Genomic DNA, 19,080 nt, shown 5'->3' on the forward strand with positions numbered 1-19,080 from the left:
CGTAACAGCCACCCGAGCCGGTCTTCAGGCGCAGTAGTGGTTAGTTCCACTGGTGGCCTGCTTGTTACACCGCTGATGCGTCCAGCCCTCACTTCGCTTGGCGTGTAGCCGAACGCCCTCCTGAATGCCCGGCTAAATTCTGCACCGTCGCTAAAACAGCGTTGCTCAGCAATCTCAACAATACGGCGTTGGTCGGTCGGGTCTGCCAATGCCACGTGTGCATCGGAGGAGACGCTGGCGCTGGACGTAATGCATCACACCACCGAACGGTTCGAACATCCGATAAAGTCCTGAGCGTGAAATCGCCAGTTCACGACGCAAGACCTTGGCGTTGAACGTTGGGTCACACAATTTTGCATGCACTATGCGGCGTGCTTTTTCGAGCAACACGCGGGCAATGGGCGCCTGAGCCTCCTCGATATTGCCGGGAGACGGCAGCACGCAGGCCCGAATCATTGCCTGTGTCGCGCCCACCAGTTCAGGGAGATTTTCAGCGTCGATTATTGGCAGCCGCTTGGCCAATCCTATGAAGTAGTCTGATAATAACCGTCCCATTGCCGTGTCGATCGCGGAGAACTCGGAAGCGTGCAGAGAAAGTGCCATCTCTGCACAGAAGTCCCGGGGAACAAACAGCATAAGCATTTCGCTATCTGTTATGGTTCCTTCAAACCAGCGGCCGAGCGAATGGACCTGGATTATGCCAGCTCCTCCGTGAAAGCTGCCCGCGGGACCAACTGTGCTGATGGCTCCGTCGAGCGGAAGGGTTAAAGTCCAGTGGTCCAGCGCTTCTCTTCGTGTGTGACCCGGGACACTCGCAAACTCCAATGCGCTGGTCCTTATGCGAGAAAACGCTAGTCTGCCGAGATCCCAGATTGTTTGGTTTCCTTCAAAACCACCGGACCCGTCCCGGCGTTCGCCAAATTCGAGTATGGACGAGAAGCTTTTGCGCCAGGACTCATACTGATGGTGGAGCGGCATGGTCCTGGTATCAAATTGGAACGCAGGAATAGAAGTTGAGTCGAAAGACGGTCGCTTCACTTGCAACGCGGAATATTCCGCGACAGGTGCCGCCGCGTGGGCGAAGTTGTGGTCGAGCGACGCATCCGATAGTATAATTTCATCATAAGCATTCATAAGTCCACCCTCTTGTTGTATCTGAGCGACGTCAAAACAGGCGGCATTGTCTCGTGATTTAATCGAGCTAGTGATACGTCAATTTGCATCTGCTGAGCTTCGCTACTCCTAATGTCATCGGAGTCAGAAATTACAGTTACAAAGATGTATTTTAAACACGATCAGGGGAGTGTGTTCAGTACGTAACTGTTACAGAAGTGAAACCGCACAACTGAAAGAATGTCTTTGCATGGACATTGAACATTAGGTTAAACCTTTGTCTGGATTGTCGAAAGACTTGGCCGACAGCAGGACGGCAATCCACATCCCCCCGGCACCTTCTCGCAGCAGGTAATGAACGCGATGAGAATGGGGACTCCAATGAAGGCGCCTGGTACGCCCCAAATAAAACTCCAGAACAGTGAAAAAATGCCGGCGAAAGGCGAGCGCGCCAACGACGTGCCAATCATCAAGGTTCAAGATAGCCAATCAGGAACTGGATCAGATTCAGTCCGAAGAAGACTGCCACGGCCATCTGCCAAGAATCAAATTGGCCTCTGGCAAAAAGCGTGGGCGGACGGTCGCTGCGAACGGCCCTGCGATGGGATGTAATGGAGGGTAAAGGCGCGGCCGCCAGTTCCAGACCGGCGAAGTAGGCGAATACCCAGACATATTCCAGTCAGATTGCTGGCAAACGTGCGCACGAGCATGAACTGGCGTAGCTTAATATCGCTCGATTGGCATCGAGCCTTTTCACGCCCCGTGGTTGAAGGACGGGGGAGCGAAGACGCTGCCGAAGTCCTCTATTTCCAGAAGGCCGAGCATATGACGAGAACAAAGGCCAGCAACGCAAATCCCGCGAAGCTATTGAGATGACCGGCTAGCCTTGGGTAAAGCCGACCAGCCAGGTCACGTCGAAACGGTCAGCAAGTGGACCTGCGATGGCAATGCCGTGTTCTTCCAGCCAGTCAGTCCGGTGACATCGATACCCTGGAATCTTCGCACATTGAAGAATAGTCATTGGCCATGCTTGCTTAAGCCAAAGGTCACCGAAGAGCCTACCGTGACAATAGTGAACATACGAAGAGCGCCACCGGTAGGGCAAGCAGTTTGGGCATCCAGCGCTGCAATTTGATCTGAGCGGTCCAATGAGTGCCCTAACGAGCAGAAAGAAGATTGTCTATCCGAAGCGCGTAGCGCGAGATCGAGGGTGCCGGTTGCTGGTAGCCGATCATTGGATTTGTATTTGAATTGCCATGTCTCGCTTACCTTCACCCAAACAACCCGGTGATCCCAACTCTGTCGCGCTAGCTCCCCAAGGCATTTTTCGCAGGCCGCTGACTAGGGTGATCAGGAGACCAGCAATGCCAACCTCGCGAGTATGGCCGTATAAGCCGCCGACAGTTTGGACTGCAGCTTCGGCAGCACGCCCCGCCAAACTGGCTCGCTCCGGGTGCGCTCGTCGGAAAGCCAATGCTAGTCCTCCAGTGATCCCTGTCAACGCGCTGCCGTGCAAGGTGAAGACTTTGTGTGTCCGTAGGGCGGCAAACCATCTCGATAGCTATCGGAATTCACCCTGCTGTGAACGCATACAGCGCTCCAAGGTACAATTCCCCAACGTATCATGATCTGGCCTATTGCAGAGCATCCCGCCACACCTTGGTTTCATCCAGCGAAGTCTTGTGCGCAAAGCCACCGTAACTCTAGATATCCTTCAGAACCTTGTTGGCTATCATTGACTGCACGAGCGGTGCGGCGTTCCCAGGCAAAATTTTGGCTGCTACTTCCTTCATGAGGAAGTCATGGATGCCGACGTCCTTAACGCCCTGTCAAGTGCCCGGGGCGATTGCCTTGCGGCCCAACGCTGGGACTCCCTGCAAGAAACTAAATCGTGCCCAACGCATCGAAGAGATTAGCCATCAATCCGAGAGTCAGGCATTGTGTCCCCTTTTTTAATCGAAGCATGGTTGCATCTTACCAAACGATCAATCACTTGGAGGCGAATTGTCGGCGCTCCGCGACCGTTCAACGAAAAACGCCTTCAGGCGAGAAATGTCTTCTGGTTGAATGTGTTGCGGATTGGTAACGGCAACCCAGCCATCGATATAATGCTCCGGCGCGTAGACATGGCCGTACCCCATCGGCGAGGTCGTTGCAATTACCATGTCGAACAGGAGCTGCAGCATTGTGACCCCCGGAATCCAACGGAGGCTCGGCGAGACATCGGGACCGCGCGGGCTCTTCATCCAATCCGGCTCGCGATAAAGCGCGTAAAAATCGAAGAATGTCACGGGGTCGCTGGCATATTGGAGATAGACGATGCGAATGGGGCCCCAGCCGGCACCTGGAATATCCAGTGCGTTGTTCTGATTGGTGAACCTTATGATCGAACTGTCGCGGAAGCGCGGGAGCCAGGCTGGCGAGCCGGGATTTCGGTCTGCTGTGACGGCGTTCCAAATGCGGCTTTGGAAGGGTGGTCCACTCCATAGCGCGCCTTGAAAAGGATCACCGATGATATCGTAGAGTCGGGCGGAAAGTTCGGAATTCATTGCGCCAAGACTTAGGCCATACAGATAGAGTTTAGGGCGGCTTTGACGCGGGAGCGTAATCCAGTATTGGTATACTTCGCGAAAGAGTGCTTGCCCTGCCTCGGCGCCATAGCCCGGTTCCACCAGCAGGGATAACCAACTGCTTAGATAAGAATATTGCATGGCTACGCTGGCGATATCGCCATGATGAAGATATTCGACGGTATCGATGCCAGCAGGATCAACCCACCCGGTTCCCGTTGGAACGATCACAATCAACGCCGATCTTTCGAACCCACCGTCTCGCCTCAATTCCTCCAGGGCGAGGCGTGCTCTTTCATCTATCGTTTCCGCGGAATTCAGCCCGATATAGACCCGGATGGGATTAAGCGCGTTTGAATGGAAGAAATCGCCGATCTGCGCACCAGTTGGTCCGGAAGCGATGAAGGCGCGGCCTTGCCGTCCTAAGTCCTGCCAGTCGAGGATCGAGCCCGGGCCGCCAGGTTTTGCAGGATCAGATGGGCGCGCTGAGTTATCATCGATCCGAGCATCGAGTTCGCGGAAGGATGTGTCGACCAGGCGTAAGACTACCCTGAACAAGACACCCTGCGCCACCGACCAGAACAGCGCTACCGCGAGAAGGCCGCCGATGACCTTTGACACGCGGCGGGGCACGAGGCGATTCAGCCAGCGCGAGAATAGACGGAAGGTCTGCCGGAAGAGTCGGGCGAGCAAAATGACCAACAGAAAGATGATGAGCGCGATGGCGGCGAGCTCAATAGGTTCCACGCTGTCTACTGGACCAAGGCCCATGAGGTTTCGCACGGTGTTCTGCCATTCGGCAGCCTTCCACAAGAAGACACCGGCGGTTCCTATGCATAAAGGCACCGCAATCCAGTTCGCGGTTTTTTGAATGCGCGCCCGTGGCACCGGAATTTCGAGATAGCGCCAGAGCCACACCACGCCCACGCCCACGCCATAGCCGAGTGCTGCACAAAATCCTGAGAGTGCTCCCTGGACCACATAAGGGCGCGGCATCAGGCTCGGGGAAAGGGATGCGGCAAACAAGAGAATGCCGACAAGCAGACCAAAGGCCGAGAACGACTTTGCCAAGACCGACATATAAGTTTTCAAACCGGGTTCCCCTCAACCAACGCTTGACTTCATTCTACGGGTCGATCTCTACCAAAATCTGTCGCGGCTCGACCTGATCACCAGCATTGACCGGACGTTCAATCACACGCCCGCCAGCCGGGACGCAAAGGAAACTTCATTCTCGGCCCGGATATGACCAGTGAGTCTGACGCTATTGCCAAGTTTGCGATGTTCGACCGCAACGGTTCCTACAAATGACTGGGACGGTTTCCTCGGTCTGCTCACGGCATCCAACAAGCAGGTGAGCCGATAAGGCCGAACAGAGCGCTTAGCGTCCTCACCCTTCGAATTGATCAATTCACTGAACCAAGCATTCTCATGCCATGCCAGGGACTCTCATAATAACGGGACAAACATGTGTATGAGAGGCAAGTCGACTATAACCCATGTCTGTGGTTTGTGATTGGTCAAAAATTCAAAATGGCTGCTTGGAATCCCAATTTCGGCGGCGCAGGGAGGTGCCAAAGACCCCCACCTGATTTCAGGCAACATACGAGTTCCTCGACTAGGGCTCGGGGGAGGCAAGCGTTCGACTATCGCTTATCCCTATTTGCCCTTATGAATAAAACGAGTTAGCTCAATGAATAACCCAACTTACTGGTCTTGTCACAGTAACGCCGCAGAACCCAACCATCGGATCGGCCCCTCGCGTCTTTTCCATCTCGACCCCATTTGGGCAATTAGAGACGCTCGGCGTACTCGTGGATCCCGTGCTGATCACATCACCACAATCCCCAACTAGGAAGCACACCTTGCGCGATCCCTAACCTGACATGATTGGTATCATGGCCTCGGGTTCTACTCAAAAATTCTCATTATTTGCGCTTACTGCGATGACTGTGGAATCAATGGTGGGCGCGGGCATCTTCTCGCTGCCACGAAATACGGCAATGCCACGGGGTCCGGGGCGATCATTGCCGGGATTACCGCTGGCACCGGCATATGTATGCTCGCCCGTGTGGTCCAGTCTCAGTTTACATCACGATCCAATTCAGCCGTGGAGATACGCGATCCCGGCATCCAGGTGCTGGAGATGCACAACCTGCTTGCCGAAACGGTGGCCGTTCCCGAGGACAAGGAGTGGATTCTCGACAAGCAGTTGTCGTCAACCAGGACGGCCTTGTTTTAGTGGGTCGAGTTGCCGAAAGAGAGCTCGCCCGATATCTGCTCCGTAGCCGGGCTCAGCCATAAGTGACAGCTGCTCAAATAGGAAATATCGCATCGTAACGCGGGCCTCGCTCCCCGGTGAGATATTCGACACGAGCATTCCCGCCGAGTCGACCCAACCCGTCCCGGCGAAAAACGGACGCAATGCATACATATGAGATTCAACGCTAGTTTCTCGAGGTGTTTCGCAAGATATAGTTTTGAAATCCGCTTAGTCGTCTTTACGCAAACCGGGCTGCAATGTGTGATTTTATCGTAAATTCTTATCAGCATCGCCAGTTGTCACTCATCGGAGGACGAACAACTTTCAGGCTTTGGCTCGTCGTGGGCCTTACCGGTCTGCTCTGCGCATGCTCGCGGGACGGTGAGACGGATGCGCCGCAAATTCGCCCTGTAAGAGTTGTGACGATCGAGAAGCGCGATGCCGGGGAACTTGTTACGTTGACCGGAGACATACAGGCGGAAGACGAAGTCTCCTTATCTTTTCGCGTATCCGGACGCATGATCGAACGGCCTGTCAATGTTGGTGATCAGGTGAGTGCTGGACAGGTGGTGGGACGATTGGATGCACAGAATGCACTAAATACCCAGCGTTCTGCACAGGCGGCTCTTGCCGCCGCCGAGGGTCGGCTGGCGCAGGCAATCAACAATTTTGGGCGACAAGAACGGTTGTTACGCCAGGGATTCACAACGCGCGTACTGTTCGATGAAGCACAGCAAGGCTTGCAGACAGCGCAGTCGCAGGTTGATGACGCCGAAGCGCAGTTGAAGATCGCGCAGGATAATGTCAGCTATACCGAGCTTAAGGCGGACGCCCCCGGTGTGGTGACGGCACGCGGCGCGGAACCTGGTGAGGTCGTTCAGTCCGGACAGATGATACTCCAGCTCGCAAGAAAGGGTGGCCGCGATGCGGTGTTTGATGTGCCGGCGCAATTATTGCGTTCGGTACCCGCCGAACCTGTGATCACGGCGGTACTGACGGACGACGCTAGTGTAACCGCCACGGGCCGAGTGCGCGAAATTGCTCCGCAAGCTGACCCCATAACACGCACTTTTCGCGTCCGTGTCGGTCTCGACAATCCGCCATCGGCCATGCGCCTTGGTTCTACAGTCACTGGACAAGTGCGGTTAGAAGACACTCCAATAATCGAAATTCCTTCGGCGGCGCTCACCGCGTTCAACAGTCAACCTGCGGTCTGGGTCGTCGACCCGACCAATTTCACTGTCTCGATGCGCAATGTGGAAGTAGAGCGTTTCAATCCTGCAACCGTCGCGATTTCTTCGGGGCTCAACCTCGGTGAAATCGTAGTGACAGCGGGAGTGCAAGCGCTATTTCCTGGGCAGAAAGTTCGCTTGCTCGGATCAGGTGTATGATGCGCTTCAATCTGTCCGAATGGGCAATCAAAGAACGATCGCTCATCGTCTATTTCATGATTATTGTAATCGCGGCGGGACTATTTTCTTATTCGCGCTTGGGCCGTAGCGAAGATCCCTCATTCATTATTAAGACGATGGTGGTACAGGCCGCATGGCCAGGCGCCGGCGTGGAGGATATGCTGGATCAGGTGACGGAACGGCTCGAGCGGACGCTCCAGGAGACGCCGCATCTCGACAATCTACGCAGCTTTACCCGGCCAGGTGTTACCACCATCTTTGTCAATCTCAAGGGTGCTACAACTGCTGCGCAAGTGCCAGACGTCTGGTACCACGTGCGCAAAAGCATCGGGGACATGCGAAGCAGCCTGCCTGCTGGCGTGATTGGGCCCGGCTTCAACGATGAATTTGGGGATACCTTTGGTCTGATTTATGGGTTCACTGCAGACGGTTTCACCCATCGCGAACTACGCGATTATGTTGAAAGCGTACGTTCCAAGCTGCTTAATGTGAAGGATGTCTCAAAGATAGAGATACTCGGCGCGCAGGATGAGCGCATCTTTGTCGAGTTTTCTATGCAACAGCTCGCTAGCCTCAATATCGACCGTGCAGCACTTGTGGCCGCATTGCGCAGTCAAAACGTGGTTCAACCGGCCGGAACCATTCAGACGAGTGACGAGAAACTGGCGATACAAGTCTCCGGTGCATTTGCCTCGCAGCAGGACATTTCCAATATAAATTTTGTTGTGGACGGACGGATGCTTAGGCTCAGCGACATCGCGACGGTGCGGCGCGCATTCGTCGATCCGCCGCAGCCAATGTTTCGCGTCAATGGGGAGCCTAGCATCGGTCTGGCTATTGCGATGCAGGATGGCGGCGACATCCTGACGTTAGGCCGTAACATCGATGCAGCGATGAAATCTATCATTGCTGATTTGCCAGTTGGCATCGAGGCGCACCTCGTAGCGGACCAGGCCGTGACGGTAGATAATGCCATACATGAGTTCATGATGTCGTTATGGCAGGCGATCGGAATCATTCTCGCGGTCAGCTTCGTTGCGCTCGGCATTCGGCCAGGTCTCGTGGTCGCGTTGTCGATCCCCCTCACTTTGATGGCGGTCTTTTCCATTATGGATCTTGCCGGCATCGACATGCAGCGGATCTCGCTGGGGGCGCTCATCATCGCGCTGGCGCTAATGGTCGACGATGCAATGACTACGACCGACGCGACCATCAATCAACTGGCATTGGGTGAAAGCAAAGAGGCGGCCGCTACTTTCGCCTTCAGGACCTATGCCTTCGCCATGCTCGCCGGCACCCTCGTGACAATAGCGGGCTTCGTGCCGGTTGGTTTCGCGGCGAGTTCAGCCGGCGAATACACGTTCTCGCTGTTCGCTGTCGTCAGCATCGCGCTGATCGTTTCGTGGTTCGTGGCAGTCCTGTTCGCGCCATTGGTCGGGCTCGCGATTTTGAAAGCCCCTAAGACGGCCGACTCCCGTGAGCCAGGGCGAGTCTTAAAGCTTTATCGCCGCTTCCTGTCGGCAGCACTAACAGCGCGCTGGATCACGATCGCGGCGACGCTAGCTTTGTTCGTAGCTTCGATATTGTTGATGCGGCTGATCCCCTCGCAGTTCTTTCCTTCATCCGACCGGCCGGAACTCCTGGTCGATCTAAGCTTGCCCCAAAATTCCTCGATTCATGCGACTGAAGCAGCAGTAAAACGGTTCGACGAAGCGCTGAAAGGCGATCCTGACGTAAATCGCTGGAGCACCTACGTTGGGCGCGGCGCGATCCGCTTCTATCTGCCGCTCAACGCGCAACTGCCCAACGACTTCTTCGCGCAGGCGGTTGTCGTAGCTAACAATGTCGAAGCACGTGAACGCTTGCAGAAGAAGTTGGAAACGCGGCTTGCCGAAGATTTCCCAAATACTGTCAGCCGGGTCTCTCCTCTGGAACTAGGGCCCCCGGTAGGGTGGCCGCTACAATATCGTGTGATTGGGCCGGACCTTGGGAAAATACGCGACATCGCGCTCGAACTCGCGAGGATCGTCGCTGCGGATGCGCTCTCGATGCATGTGAACTTCGATTGGATTGAGCCAGCGCGCGAGATACGTATACAGGTCGATCAGGATCAGGCGAGACTTCTCGGTATCAGCTCCGAGGCCATTGGCGGCGTGCTAAACGCTGTAATCTCTGGGACGCCGGTGACACAGGTGCGCGATAACATTTATCTGATCGACGTCGTGCTGCGAGCTACTGACGAACAACGGATCTCGTTGGAGACGCTACGCACGATGCAGGTGCCGATTCCAGGTGGCAGGACAGTGCCACTAAGCCAATTCGCTACATTCGAGTACGCGCAGTCATACCCTCTTGTATGGCGCCGGGACCGATTGCCAAGCCTGACGGTCCAGGCCGACGTGCAACAAGGTACGCTGCCGGACGCGGCGGTGCAGTCGTTAGAACCGGAGATAGCGAAGTTGTCGGCAGGACTTCCCCTTGGCTACCGGATCGAGATAGGAGGTACAGTAGAGGAGAGTGCACAATCGCTTGCCTCCGTTGTAGCGGTCGTGCCTGTGATGGTGCTCATCATGCTGACGGTACTTATGTTCCAACTGCGCCAGTTTAGGTTGTTGGTCCTTGTGCTTAGCGTGGCGCCGCTGGGTTTGATCGGCGTCGTTTTATCGCTGCTCCTGTCGGGGCGGCCGTTAGGCTTCGTAGCAATTCTGGGAATCCTCGCACTGCTCGGCATGATCATCAAAAATGCAGTTATTCTGATTGGCCAGATTGAAGCGGAGCGAGCCTTAGGAAAGAACGTGCGCGATGCTGTCATGGACGCAAGCTCCGCGCGTTTCCGGCCGATCATGCTTACTGCGGTTTCTACCGTGCTCGGTATGATCCTGATTGCGCCTACGGTATTCTGGGGTCCGATGGCATTCGCTATAATGGGCGGACTGTTGGTTGCCACGGTACTGACCCTAATCTTCCTCCCGGCGTTGTACGTGGCCGCCGTGAAGGACAAGCCAAGCACCGCATGAAGGGCCAATCGCTAGCTCCCGTAAGTGCCGATCATGTACAGGGCTATGGTGTAACAAAGCACACATAGCGCGTAGGTCCTGCCATTTCCTGTGTAAATCTTTCGGGTGGAGTCGGCTGCACTCACAGTCAACGCCGATACCCCGTCCCAGAATTGATATACAAATGGCGTAGCAAGTGGAGTCAAGACCACCTTGTAGAAGGCGTAAAAGCGCGCGATACCTGCAGCTGCGCTGCGATTGCGCGCGAGCCTGTAATAGAGCCAGACTAGGGCGAATAGGAACGCGGTTATCACCACCGCGATTCCCATCACAGGAATTGGGTTCCAATAGCCATAGATCGTTTCCAGTGACATGCCTTTCCAAACGAGATTGGCGGCAAAGGTCGGGTCGATTGCTGCTGAAACCGGGTCCATCAGCAGCTTCGGGAAGAATGATAAAATCAAAATCCCGGCGATCAGCACGAATTGAGGTATGAGCAGTGTGGGCGGGGCTTCGCCGATTGCCGCATGATCGGTCTTGCGCGAGCCGAGAAACACTGCATGTACCAAATGAAACATGTATAGAAAGCCAATGAACGTCGCCACGACGGCAACCGCCGCTAACGGGTACCAGCCCTTTTCCACCATCGCACTGAGGAGTAGCCACTTTCCGCCAAAGCCTGCAAGCGGCGGCAAGCCGGACATTGAGACAATGGCGACAAGTACAGAAGCGAACGTGAAGGGCATTTCCCTGGCCAAGCCTCCATTGTCATCCAGAAGTCTTCTGTCTGTTCGTAAGATGACACCTGCGACGGCAAGGAACAGTACGCCCTTGACCATCAAATGGTTGGCAATGAGATAAAATGCAGTCACCCAACCGAGATGGCTCATCAGGGCGATAGCAGTGATAATGTAGCCGAGCTGACTCATGCTCGAATAGGCAAGCATACGCTTGATGTCATCCTGCTGTAACGCCATCAGCGCGCCGACAAGAGTTGTTATGAGGCCGATCCAACCCAAAACATACGCCAATTCCAACCCCATCTCGGATCGTATGGCGAGATAGGTAACGGTAAATATGCCGAAGATCGCGACCTTACTGACGACAGCGGATAACATCGCCGAAAGGTCGTCGTCGGCCTCCGCATAGCAGCCAGGGAGCCAAACGTGGACGCCTGCCGCACCCGCCTTGATCAGGAAACCCGTTGCCAGAAGGACGATCGCGGGCCAGGCATCGGGTCCTGTGCTGGCGAAGGCAGAGACGGCCATCGTGCCATTTGCTGCGGTTGCTATGGCGAAACCTGCAAGCAGGCAAAAGGCTGATGCGAGCGAGAATAACAAGAATGAGAGAGCGTATGGATGCGCCTTGTGACTTCGCGCGATAAGGAAAAAGGACGAAAGCGTGATCAGCTCCCAATTAAAGAAGAATTCGAGACTGGTTGATGCGCGCAGCAGGCCTGCGACCGACAAGAGAAGGATTGCCATCAACGGGTAGAACCCAGGACGGCTATCTGTGCGATAGAGGCCCGCCGAGGCAACCACAAGCTCGCCGGCAAGCAGCAATACCGCGAACAATTTGTTCAGGCCTTGGATGTCACGGATCATCCAAGTTCCAAACAGTAAAACCAGAGCTAACATGAGCAAGCATTTAAAGCGGTTGGGAAGCCAATCGACAAGGTAGAGGAATACCCCTGCGCAAAGCGGAAGGAAGAGCCAAATAGAAGCGGCTCCGGAAATACTTGCTGCTGCGTAGCCACCGGCAGCAAGCAGTGCGGCACAAGCTGTGACCGGAAAAAAATTCAACGGGCAAGAGCAGGACGGTCGTCTCTTCGTGCGTGGCACGCGTCGCCTGCATGAACCAGCGGAACATATAAACCGCTTCGAGCAATGATCCGGACAGAATAACGGCAATCCACGCGTAATGTTTACCCACGGCGATTTGGGTGACGAGTTCCCATTTCGCCCAGAAGCCTGGAAACGGGGGAAGGCCAGCAATGGCGACCAGAAGCATAGCAAATATGAGCAAAATAAAGGGACGTCCGCCAATTGCGGTCCAGCCGTCCACCTGCTCCTGTCGCACGGCGCCAGCTAACCAGAACAGTCCCGCCTTTGCTAGCAGATGATTAATGAACAGACCGCCGACTACCAGTGGCAGCGACTCCCGTACGTCAAGCTGATGTATTATGGCAAGTGCTAGCGTAAGCAGTCCCATCTGTGCGATCGATGAATAGCCGAGCAGTCTTTGCACATTAGTCTGTTTCAACCCGACAAGATTGGAGAACAGGAATGTGATCCCACCTGAAACTGCGATAATGCCGAGATGGTTCTCGAACAGCGGAAGCAGTTTGAAGAGCGCAAAAAACACGCCCGCGGATACCGCTCCCGCGATAAGCGCGGCTATCCCACTCGGGGCCGTTTCGTACACGTCGATTCCCCAGCCGTTGGCAGGGAAGGGTTTCAACTCGATGAGGAAGCAAGAAAGGACGAGAAGGAGCGCGGTCGCTCCGATCGGTCCGACTATCGACATTCGGTGTTCGATCATGTCGTCGATGTTGAGGGTCCCGGTGACATGATAGAGCAGGGCTATGCCGACAAGGAAAAACGAGGAGGCCAGCACCGTCGCCACGATATATTTGAAGCTGGCCGCAAGCTGCCGCGGATGAGTGTTCAAATCCAAGAAGCCCGTATGTAGCGATAGAAACAATCTCAAGAAAAACGAACAGGTTGAACAGATCGCGAGTCATGATGAGACCATTGATGCCCGTGGTCAGGATAAGGTAAAGCAAGAGCGCTGGATAACTCGCACACAGGCGCTCCCGCATATGCCATGCGCCGAGCACAGAAACGATATTTACGCTAAACGCGCAAAATCCTTCCCAAAATCCGAAGCGCAGATTGATCGTGAATGGCGGCAGACCGCCTGCCGTGTAAATGTCGATTACAGGACCGCCATTGTAGAGACCCCACGAAAGAACTCCGGAAATAACAGTAATGCATGCGAGTGCCAGGGCAAAGGCAATGACCGGCAATGGCCTAGCGATGCGATAAAGCAGCGGAATGAGAAACCCACCGCCCAAGCCAATGATAAAAATAGTCAGTGGTTGAAAAAAACCCTCTACCATTTTGATTCCGTGAATTCGTCAATAGACAGGGTCTTCTTGGCCTCATAAAGCCTGATAGCAAAGGAGAGCATGATGGCGGTCACCGAAAAGCCAATAACGATGGCCGTGACCACCAGCGCAGCGGGAATCGGATCGACCGCGCGAGCGGTTGCATCCGCCGCGGCAAGCGCATCATCGATGATGGGTGCGGTTCCGCCAGTGACGTAGCCCGTAGCCGCTATGACAACATGGATTCCGGTATCGATCAGGGAAAGGCCTATGATGATGCGCAAGATGTTACTGTGCTTCAGCATGCCCCATAACCCGATCAGGATGAGCGCAAACCCGGTCGATAAGAGAATGTGGGAAATCGGCAGGCCCATCGTAATGCCTCCTTTCCCATGGCTCAGTTGCGAAAACGGTCGATAATGACGCTGAGCTCCGCGCTGACCTTGATGCCAAGCAGGATCGATATCAGGGGTATTGCTCCCGCGCTCATCAGCGTACCGAAACTTCCTGGCCGCATGATATGACTGTCTAGAAATCCCCCTGCGAAAACCAACCCTATGATGCCGATCAGCACATAGAAAACTCCAGCGAGTGACTCCGTCACGCTTAGAAAACCGTGATGCAATTTGGTGGTCGGTGCTGCCAGCATCAGCAGCATGATACCGGAAGCCACGACCGCGCCGCCCTGGAAACCACCGCCGGCGGAAAGATGACCGTTCATGATAATATAGGCGCCAAACAGCAAGATAAGCGGTAGGACCACCTCAGCTCCGTTTTGCACCAGTTCGCTTGGAGATCTATCTCCGCCATTTTTAGCCAATGGCGGCTGTGTCTTCCCGCTGGAACTTGCTTCAAGAAGCACGCCAACGCTCGCTGCAACCATGAAAAGCACCGCGACTTCCCCGAGCGTATCGAAACCGCGGAAGGTGATGAGGATACCGGTTACGACGTTCGGCGCGCCGAGTCCCCCCGGGACTTGCGTGAGGTAATATTCCGCCAACGGAGACAGTGTCTGACGTTCGCTGTAGCTACCCACCAGGCCGGCGAAGATGAAGCCGAACAACAGCACGACGAGAAAAGTAAAAATGCGGGTCACGGTGACCTGCCCTCACCAGCGTTATTGTTATTTTCTTCGCGCAGCGCATCAACAACTGTTGAAGGAGCCAAAGGCGTATGGAATGCATAGGCTGCACGTGAGAGCGCGTGGGATGACAACGGGTTCGTCATCAGAACGAAATATGCCACGATCAACAGCTTGAACGCCCAGTCAGGATGATAAAAGCTGAGGCCGACGAGAACCAGAATGTTGCCCAGCGTTGAAGCTTTGGTTCCCGCCTGAATCCGTGTGTAGACGTCGGGCATCCTCAATAGGCCCAAGCCCGCCGAGAAAAGGAAGAATGCGCCCACAAGGACGACGATACTGCCGATCAATTCACTCAAGGTTCATTCCTCCCCCGTCGTTTTTCGGATCGCGTAGAGAAAGATCAGCGTTGCAAGGCCGGAGCCGATCGCAGCCTCAGCCATGGCGACGTCGGGTGCTGCGAGCAGAATATAAGAGACGGCGGCGAAAAGGCTTGCCAACCCGGCACTGATCATTGCGGCCATCAAATTGTCGAGACATACAGCCAGGAGGCCACTCACAAGAATGCTGCCGCACACCAGGAGAACAAGAAGTTCGAGCATGGCTAAGCCCTCCTCTCCAGAAAACGGGCAATTGCAAGCACGGCAAGAAAACTAAGCAAGCCATAAACGAGTGCCACGTCGATATAGACGAAGCGCCCGGACAGGTGTGCGTACAGCGCGATCAGTGAAATCGAGATCACGCTCAGCATGTCGATGGCGACGACGCGATCGACAACAGTCCTGCCGATGACCAGCCGCAGGACCCCGCATACGATGCTGAAGAAAATCAGCCCCCCTGCTATTTTCAGAATAACATCAGCCAAAAACCACCCCCAAGTGCTTTTCGAATGGTCCTGCGATCAACTCGGTCATAGCTTCGGATTCGACAGCTTTGATATTGAGACAATGGATGAAGATAGCATCGCCCCTAATATCCATCACGAGCGAACCGGGCGTCAGCGCGATTGAATTGGCCAGAGCCAACCGGCCAATCGGCGATTTCAACTGCGTCCTGATCTTCACGATGCCCGGAGCAATATCGATGATCGGGGAATATACGTAACGCAACATATTGATGTTGGCTTTCAGCAGTTCGATGAAGAAGTTTATCGTGTAGGCGAGGAAGCTGTACGCTCCACGCGGTGTCAGGGCGACCTGCTGCCACACATTGCTGCGGCGGACGAAGACCCAGGATACCGCCAGTGATATAAGAGCGCCGCTAACGACGATTTGAAGCTCGATCCTTGCATTGACAATCAGCCAGAGAGAAAACAGCAAGAGCCAAAGGCAGAACAGACCGTTAGGCAACCCCAGCAAGCCGCTTTGACGTCTTTCTTGGTTCGACGTCATCTGGATTGCCCTCGCAATCGGGATATCAACCAGCTTTGCATGCCGCCGTCCCGTGAGGGTCGTACGCGAATACGCCACTGTCTCGATCCGCAGGCGCCACGAAATACCTCACAGCGCCTGCTTCCAGCCTGAGTTCCCCGTGGCAACTGCAGCAGAGACTTAATGGCCATCAGCATTTCCTCGTATTGGGCACCTGGCCTCCCGGCTGAGGTTCAGTAGTCCACAGCGTCACGGCTGATTGGACACGTCATGCAGTGACCGCCGCCACGACCGCGCCCAAGCTCCGCTCCCGTGATGGTGATGACCTCAATGCCCTCTTTGCGCAGCAGCGTGTTGGTATAGGTGTTGCGGTCATAGGCATAGACGACGCCGGGGGAAGCGCAAACGAGGTTTGCACCGCTATCCCATTGGGTGCGTTCACGCACATAGGCATTGCCGCCCGTTTCGACAACGCGCAATTGCTTAAGACCGAGAGCATCGCGAACCGTCTCGACGAATGTCCCTTTATCCTTGTGCAGCTCGACCGTTCCTGGTTTTTCACCGGGCCGGTAGGAAAACGCATCGATGCCGTCGACGATATCGGGATAGAGCAGTACGCAGTCGCGGTCGGCGAAGGTGAACACCGTGTCAAGATGCATTGCGGCCCGCAGCTTGGGCATGGCAGCAACGATCACGCGTTCCGCAGCTCCCTTTTCGAAGAGGGTTGCCGCAAGCTGGCTGATTGCCTGGCGCGAAGTACGCTCACTCATGCCGATAAGGACATTGCCCTTGCCAATTGGCATGACGTCACCGCCTTCGAGCGTAGCAAGCCCCCAATCCTCAGTGGGGTCGCCCCACCAGACATTGACCTTTCCGGCAAAGCTCGGATGGAACTTGTATATGGAGGTGGTCAGGATCGTCTCCTCATGGCGCGCAGGCCAATACAGCGGGTTCAGGGTGACCCCGCCATAGATCCAGCATGTCGTATCGCGTGTATAGAGCGTATTGGGAAGCGGTGGCAGCAGATATTCGTTGACCCCCGCAGCGTCTCTGACGAGTTTCAGCATTTCACCGCCATGCGTTTCGGGGAACTCAAAGGTTGAGAGGCCGCCGATCAGCGTTTCTGCAAGCTCCCGGTTGGGTAATCCCTCCAGATAACTACGAATTTCATCCACCAAACCAAGGCCGACCTGGTTGACGACAACCTGGTTGTCGAGAATCCACTTCTTCCCTTCAGGAACGGCCACAGTGTCGGCAAGGAGGTTATGCATCTCCAACACCTCGATGCCGCGATCACGCATCTTGGTCATGAAGTCGAAGTGGTCGCGCTTGGCATTGTCGACCCACAACACATCGTCGAAAAGCAGGTCGTCGCAATTGCTGGGTGTGAGCCGCTGATGCGCCCGTCCCGGCGCGCACACCATGACTTTCCGCAACTGGCCAACTTCGGAGTGAACCCCGAAGTCGCTGTTTTGAGTATTTGGAGAAGCTGACATGTTGGACCTCCTGAATTAAATGGTGATATAGCCGGTCGCGAGTCCGATCAGCGCTGCGATGCAGCCGATTGCTGCGACGGCAAAGATGACCCAGTCGGCTGTCGTGTTGAACACCTGCTTGCCCTGCTCGCGGCGGGCCCAGAAATAGAGCAATGTGCCAGGTGCATAAAGAAGCGCGGAGAGCAGAACGAATTTCAGTCCGCCGGCTGCGATCATGAACAGCGTATAGATCGCGGCGATGCTGGCAATCACCAGATCGCGTGAGCGTTCCTGTGGTCGCGTCTCGTAGGTCTCACCGCGCCTTGCAAGCATGACGCCGTAAGCTGCTACGAACAGATAGGGGATCAGCGACATGGCGCTGGTCAGGCTGAGCATCAGCGCGAAGGCATCCCGCGACCAATAGGTGCTGATCACAAAGAGCTGAACCACGCTGTTCGTCAACCACAGGGCAGCGGCCGGAACCCTGTTGGGGTTCTCCGTTGCAAACACTTTCGGCATGTCCTCGTTACGCGCGGCAATGAACAGCACCTCCGCGCAGACCAGCGACCAGGCGAGATAAGCGCCGAGAACCGAGATGATGACACCGACGCTGATGAAGATTGCACCCCAGTGACCGACCACCGCCTCAAGAACGCCGGCCATGGATGGTTGCCCCAGCGCCGCGATGTCGGCGCGCGCCATGACTGAATAGGGCAGAAGCGAAACCAGCACCATCAGCGTCGTCACGCCAATAAAACCGAGAATGGTCGCCGTACCCACGTCCGAGCGTTTTGTGGCATAACGTGAATAGTTGCTTGCCCCTTCAATGCCCAAGAACACGAAGACCGTCACCAGCATGGTGGCCCGAACCTGATCGAATATAGGCGATTCCGGCATGCCAACGCCGCCCCAGAAGTTGGCGCTGAACATGTCGCCCTTGAACATCACGATGAGGATTAAAATAAACGTGATGATCGGCACGATCTTCGCAATGGTCACGACCGTGTTGATGAAGGCGGCCTGCTGGACGCCCCTCAGGATCGTGAAGTGGAATATCCAGATACCGACCGAGGCGACAATGATGGCGATAACTGTGTTGCCGTCGCCGAAAACCGGGAAGAACAGTCCAAGGGTGGACTTGATCAGGACCCAGTAGGAGACGTTGCCGATGCAACTGCCGATCCAGTAACCGAATGCCGAAAGAAAGCCCGGATAGTCGCCAAACCCGGCCTTGGCGTAGGCGAAGACACCGGCGTCGAGTTCGGGCTTGCGCTCGGCAAGCGACTGGAATACACGGGCGAGCATGTACATGCCGGTACCGGCGATACACCAGGCAATGATCGCCCCGAAGGGTCCCGTGGCGTTGCCGAAGGTTCGCGGGAGAGAGAAAATACCAGCACCCACCATCGATCCGACAACCATCGCGGTCAGTGCGAACAATGAGAATTTCTGAGTGGAACCTGAGGTCATAATACCTCCCAACAGGTCAGGTTAACGGAGTCTTCAGCTACCGACACTGAGGCCCCCGAACCGGAACTATAGGGTTGTTCACTACCAGAAGTGATTAGCAGAGAATCCCAAATCTAGCTCGAGTGTTTCAATTTACCGGTAAATCCATAATTGGCGGGAAAAGAGCAGTCCGGTTCGGTGCGGCTACCGTAGGATGGGCGATGTTGACACGTAGATCGAGA

16 protein-coding genes and 1 pseudogene are annotated in these 19,080 nt (G+C 55.3%); 4 read left to right on the top strand and 13 right to left on the bottom strand.

Going from position 1 to position 19,080, the window contains the following annotated elements; translation table 11 throughout:
* Positions 1–174: 174 nt before the first annotated feature.
* The 3 genes from N8E89_RS19880 to N8E89_RS19890 all read right to left on the bottom strand — a co-directional run bounded on the left by N8E89_RS19880 (position 175) and on the right by N8E89_RS19890 (position 4,763).
* On the bottom strand, positions 175–1,134 hold the full coding sequence (locus N8E89_RS19880; RefSeq protein ID WP_262262914.1) for a helix-turn-helix domain-containing protein: 960 nt from the start codon (positions 1,132–1,134) through the stop codon (positions 175–177).
* A gap of 859 nt (positions 1,135–1,993) precedes the next feature.
* Positions 1,994–2,134 (bottom strand): hypothetical protein, encoded by a 141-nt coding sequence (locus N8E89_RS19885; protein WP_262262915.1) that lies wholly within the window; start codon positions 2,132–2,134, stop codon positions 1,994–1,996.
* Positions 2,135–3,098: 964 nt separating this feature from the next.
* Entirely contained in the window at positions 3,099–4,763 is a 1,665-nt protein-coding gene (locus tag N8E89_RS19890; protein ID WP_262262916.1) for an alpha/beta hydrolase, read from the bottom strand.
* A gap of 818 nt (positions 4,764–5,581) precedes the next feature.
* Between N8E89_RS19890 and N8E89_RS19895 the strand changes: the two are divergent.
* The 4 genes and pseudogenes from N8E89_RS19895 to N8E89_RS19910 all read left to right on the top strand — a co-directional run.
* Positions 5,582–5,766: pseudogene (locus tag N8E89_RS19895) on the top strand (hypothetical protein); the annotation flags it as partial.
* On the top strand, positions 5,743–5,925 hold the full coding sequence (locus tag N8E89_RS19900) for a hypothetical protein (RefSeq protein WP_410010471.1): 183 nt from the start codon (positions 5,743–5,745) through the stop codon (positions 5,923–5,925). The pseudogene N8E89_RS19895 and the gene N8E89_RS19900, both read left to right, overlap by 24 nt.
* A gap of 317 nt (positions 5,926–6,242) precedes the next feature.
* Positions 6,243–7,337: an efflux RND transporter periplasmic adaptor subunit gene (locus N8E89_RS19905; protein WP_315975729.1), complete on the top strand. Its 1,095-nt coding sequence runs from the start codon at positions 6,243–6,245 to the stop codon at positions 7,335–7,337.
* On the top strand, positions 7,337–10,375 hold the full coding sequence (locus N8E89_RS19910) for an efflux RND transporter permease subunit (protein ID WP_262263364.1): 3,039 nt from the start codon (positions 7,337–7,339) through the stop codon (positions 10,373–10,375). The genes N8E89_RS19905 and N8E89_RS19910 overlap by 1 nt, the downstream gene beginning before the upstream one ends.
* An 11-nt stretch (positions 10,376–10,386) precedes the next feature.
* Here N8E89_RS19910 and N8E89_RS19915 read toward each other — a convergent pair whose 3' ends face one another.
* The 10 genes from N8E89_RS19915 to N8E89_RS19960 form a co-directional block, all read right to left on the bottom strand.
* The gene (locus N8E89_RS19915; RefSeq protein WP_262262917.1) at positions 10,387–11,958 is read right to left on the bottom strand and encodes a proton-conducting transporter transmembrane domain-containing protein; all 1,572 of its coding nucleotides are present in this window, start codon (positions 11,956–11,958) and stop codon (positions 10,387–10,389) included.
* A gap of 43 nt (positions 11,959–12,001) precedes the next feature.
* A complete protein-coding gene (locus tag N8E89_RS19920) occupies positions 12,002–13,024 on the bottom strand; it encodes a complex I subunit 5 family protein (protein ID WP_262262918.1) in 1,023 nt (340 codons plus the stop codon).
* A 444-nt stretch (positions 13,025–13,468) separates the two neighbouring features.
* Entirely contained in the window at positions 13,469–13,837 is a 369-nt protein-coding gene (locus N8E89_RS19925; protein WP_262262919.1) for a sodium:proton antiporter, read from the bottom strand.
* 23 nt (positions 13,838–13,860) lie between these two features.
* Positions 13,861–14,559, bottom strand: coding sequence for a hydrogen gas-evolving membrane-bound hydrogenase subunit E (gene mbhE, locus N8E89_RS19930; RefSeq protein ID WP_262262920.1), 699 nt, complete (start codon positions 14,557–14,559; stop codon positions 13,861–13,863).
* Complete coding sequence (mnhG, locus tag N8E89_RS19935; RefSeq protein ID WP_262262921.1) at positions 14,556–14,903, bottom strand: monovalent cation/H(+) antiporter subunit G; 348 nt, start codon at positions 14,901–14,903, stop codon at positions 14,556–14,558. The genes mbhE and mnhG overlap by 4 nt, the downstream gene beginning before the upstream one ends.
* A 3-nt stretch (positions 14,904–14,906) precedes the next feature.
* Complete coding sequence (locus tag N8E89_RS19940) at positions 14,907–15,146, bottom strand: hydrogenase subunit MbhD domain-containing protein (protein ID WP_262262922.1); 240 nt, start codon at positions 15,144–15,146, stop codon at positions 14,907–14,909.
* Between the two features lie 2 nt (positions 15,147–15,148).
* Entirely contained in the window at positions 15,149–15,409 is a 261-nt protein-coding gene (locus N8E89_RS19945) for an MrpF/PhaF family protein (protein WP_262262923.1), read from the bottom strand.
* Positions 15,402–15,935 carry a Na+/H+ antiporter subunit E gene (locus N8E89_RS19950; RefSeq protein ID WP_262262924.1) on the bottom strand — a complete coding sequence of 178 codons (534 nt, stop codon included), beginning with the start codon at positions 15,933–15,935 and terminating at the stop codon, positions 15,402–15,404. Before N8E89_RS19950 ends, N8E89_RS19945 begins: the two co-directional genes overlap by 8 nt.
* Positions 15,936–16,147: 212 nt before the next feature.
* Positions 16,148–17,410 carry an arginine deiminase gene (locus tag N8E89_RS19955; protein ID WP_262262925.1) on the bottom strand — a complete coding sequence of 421 codons (1,263 nt, stop codon included), beginning with the start codon at positions 17,408–17,410 and terminating at the stop codon, positions 16,148–16,150.
* A gap of 15 nt (positions 17,411–17,425) precedes the next feature.
* The gene (locus N8E89_RS19960) at positions 17,426–18,859 is read right to left on the bottom strand and encodes a basic amino acid/polyamine antiporter (protein ID WP_262262926.1); all 1,434 of its coding nucleotides are present in this window, start codon (positions 18,857–18,859) and stop codon (positions 17,426–17,428) included.
* Between the last annotated feature and the right edge of the window lie 221 nt (positions 18,860–19,080).

Origin of the sequence: Phyllobacterium sp. A18/5-2 (assembly GCF_025452215.1) — a bacterium.
Taxonomy (GTDB): domain Bacteria; phylum Pseudomonadota; class Alphaproteobacteria; order Rhizobiales; family Rhizobiaceae; genus Phyllobacterium; species Phyllobacterium sophorae.

Coding starts and splice junctions, on each gene's coding strand:
- N8E89_RS19880 (WP_262262914.1), bottom strand. CDS start 1,134: ATGAATGCTTATGATGAAATTATACTATCGGATGCGTCGCTCGACCAC.
- N8E89_RS19885 (WP_262262915.1), bottom strand. CDS start 2,134: ATGACTATTCTTCAATGTGCGAAGATTCCAGGGTATCGATGTCACCGG.
- N8E89_RS19890 (WP_262262916.1), bottom strand. CDS start 4,763: ATGTCGGTCTTGGCAAAGTCGTTCTCGGCCTTTGGTCTGCTTGTCGGC.
- N8E89_RS19900 (WP_410010471.1), top strand. CDS start 5,743: ATGCTCGCCCGTGTGGTCCAGTCTCAGTTTACATCACGATCCAATTCA.
- N8E89_RS19910 (WP_262263364.1), top strand. CDS start 7,337: ATGCGCTTCAATCTGTCCGAATGGGCAATCAAAGAACGATCGCTCATC.
- N8E89_RS19915 (WP_262262917.1), bottom strand. CDS start 11,958: ATGATCCGTGACATCCAAGGCCTGAACAAATTGTTCGCGGTATTGCTG.
- N8E89_RS19925 (WP_262262919.1), bottom strand. CDS start 13,837: ATGGGCCTGCCGATTTCCCACATTCTCTTATCGACCGGGTTTGCGCTC.
- N8E89_RS19940 (WP_262262922.1), bottom strand. CDS start 15,146: ATGCTCGAACTTCTTGTTCTCCTGGTGTGCGGCAGCATTCTTGTGAGT.
- N8E89_RS19950 (WP_262262924.1), bottom strand. CDS start 15,935: ATGACGTCGAACCAAGAAAGACGTCAAAGCGGCTTGCTGGGGTTGCCT.
- N8E89_RS19955 (WP_262262925.1), bottom strand. CDS start 17,410: ATGTCAGCTTCTCCAAATACTCAAAACAGCGACTTCGGGGTTCACTCC.
- N8E89_RS19960 (WP_262262926.1), bottom strand. CDS start 18,859: ATGACCTCAGGTTCCACTCAGAAATTCTCATTGTTCGCACTGACCGCG.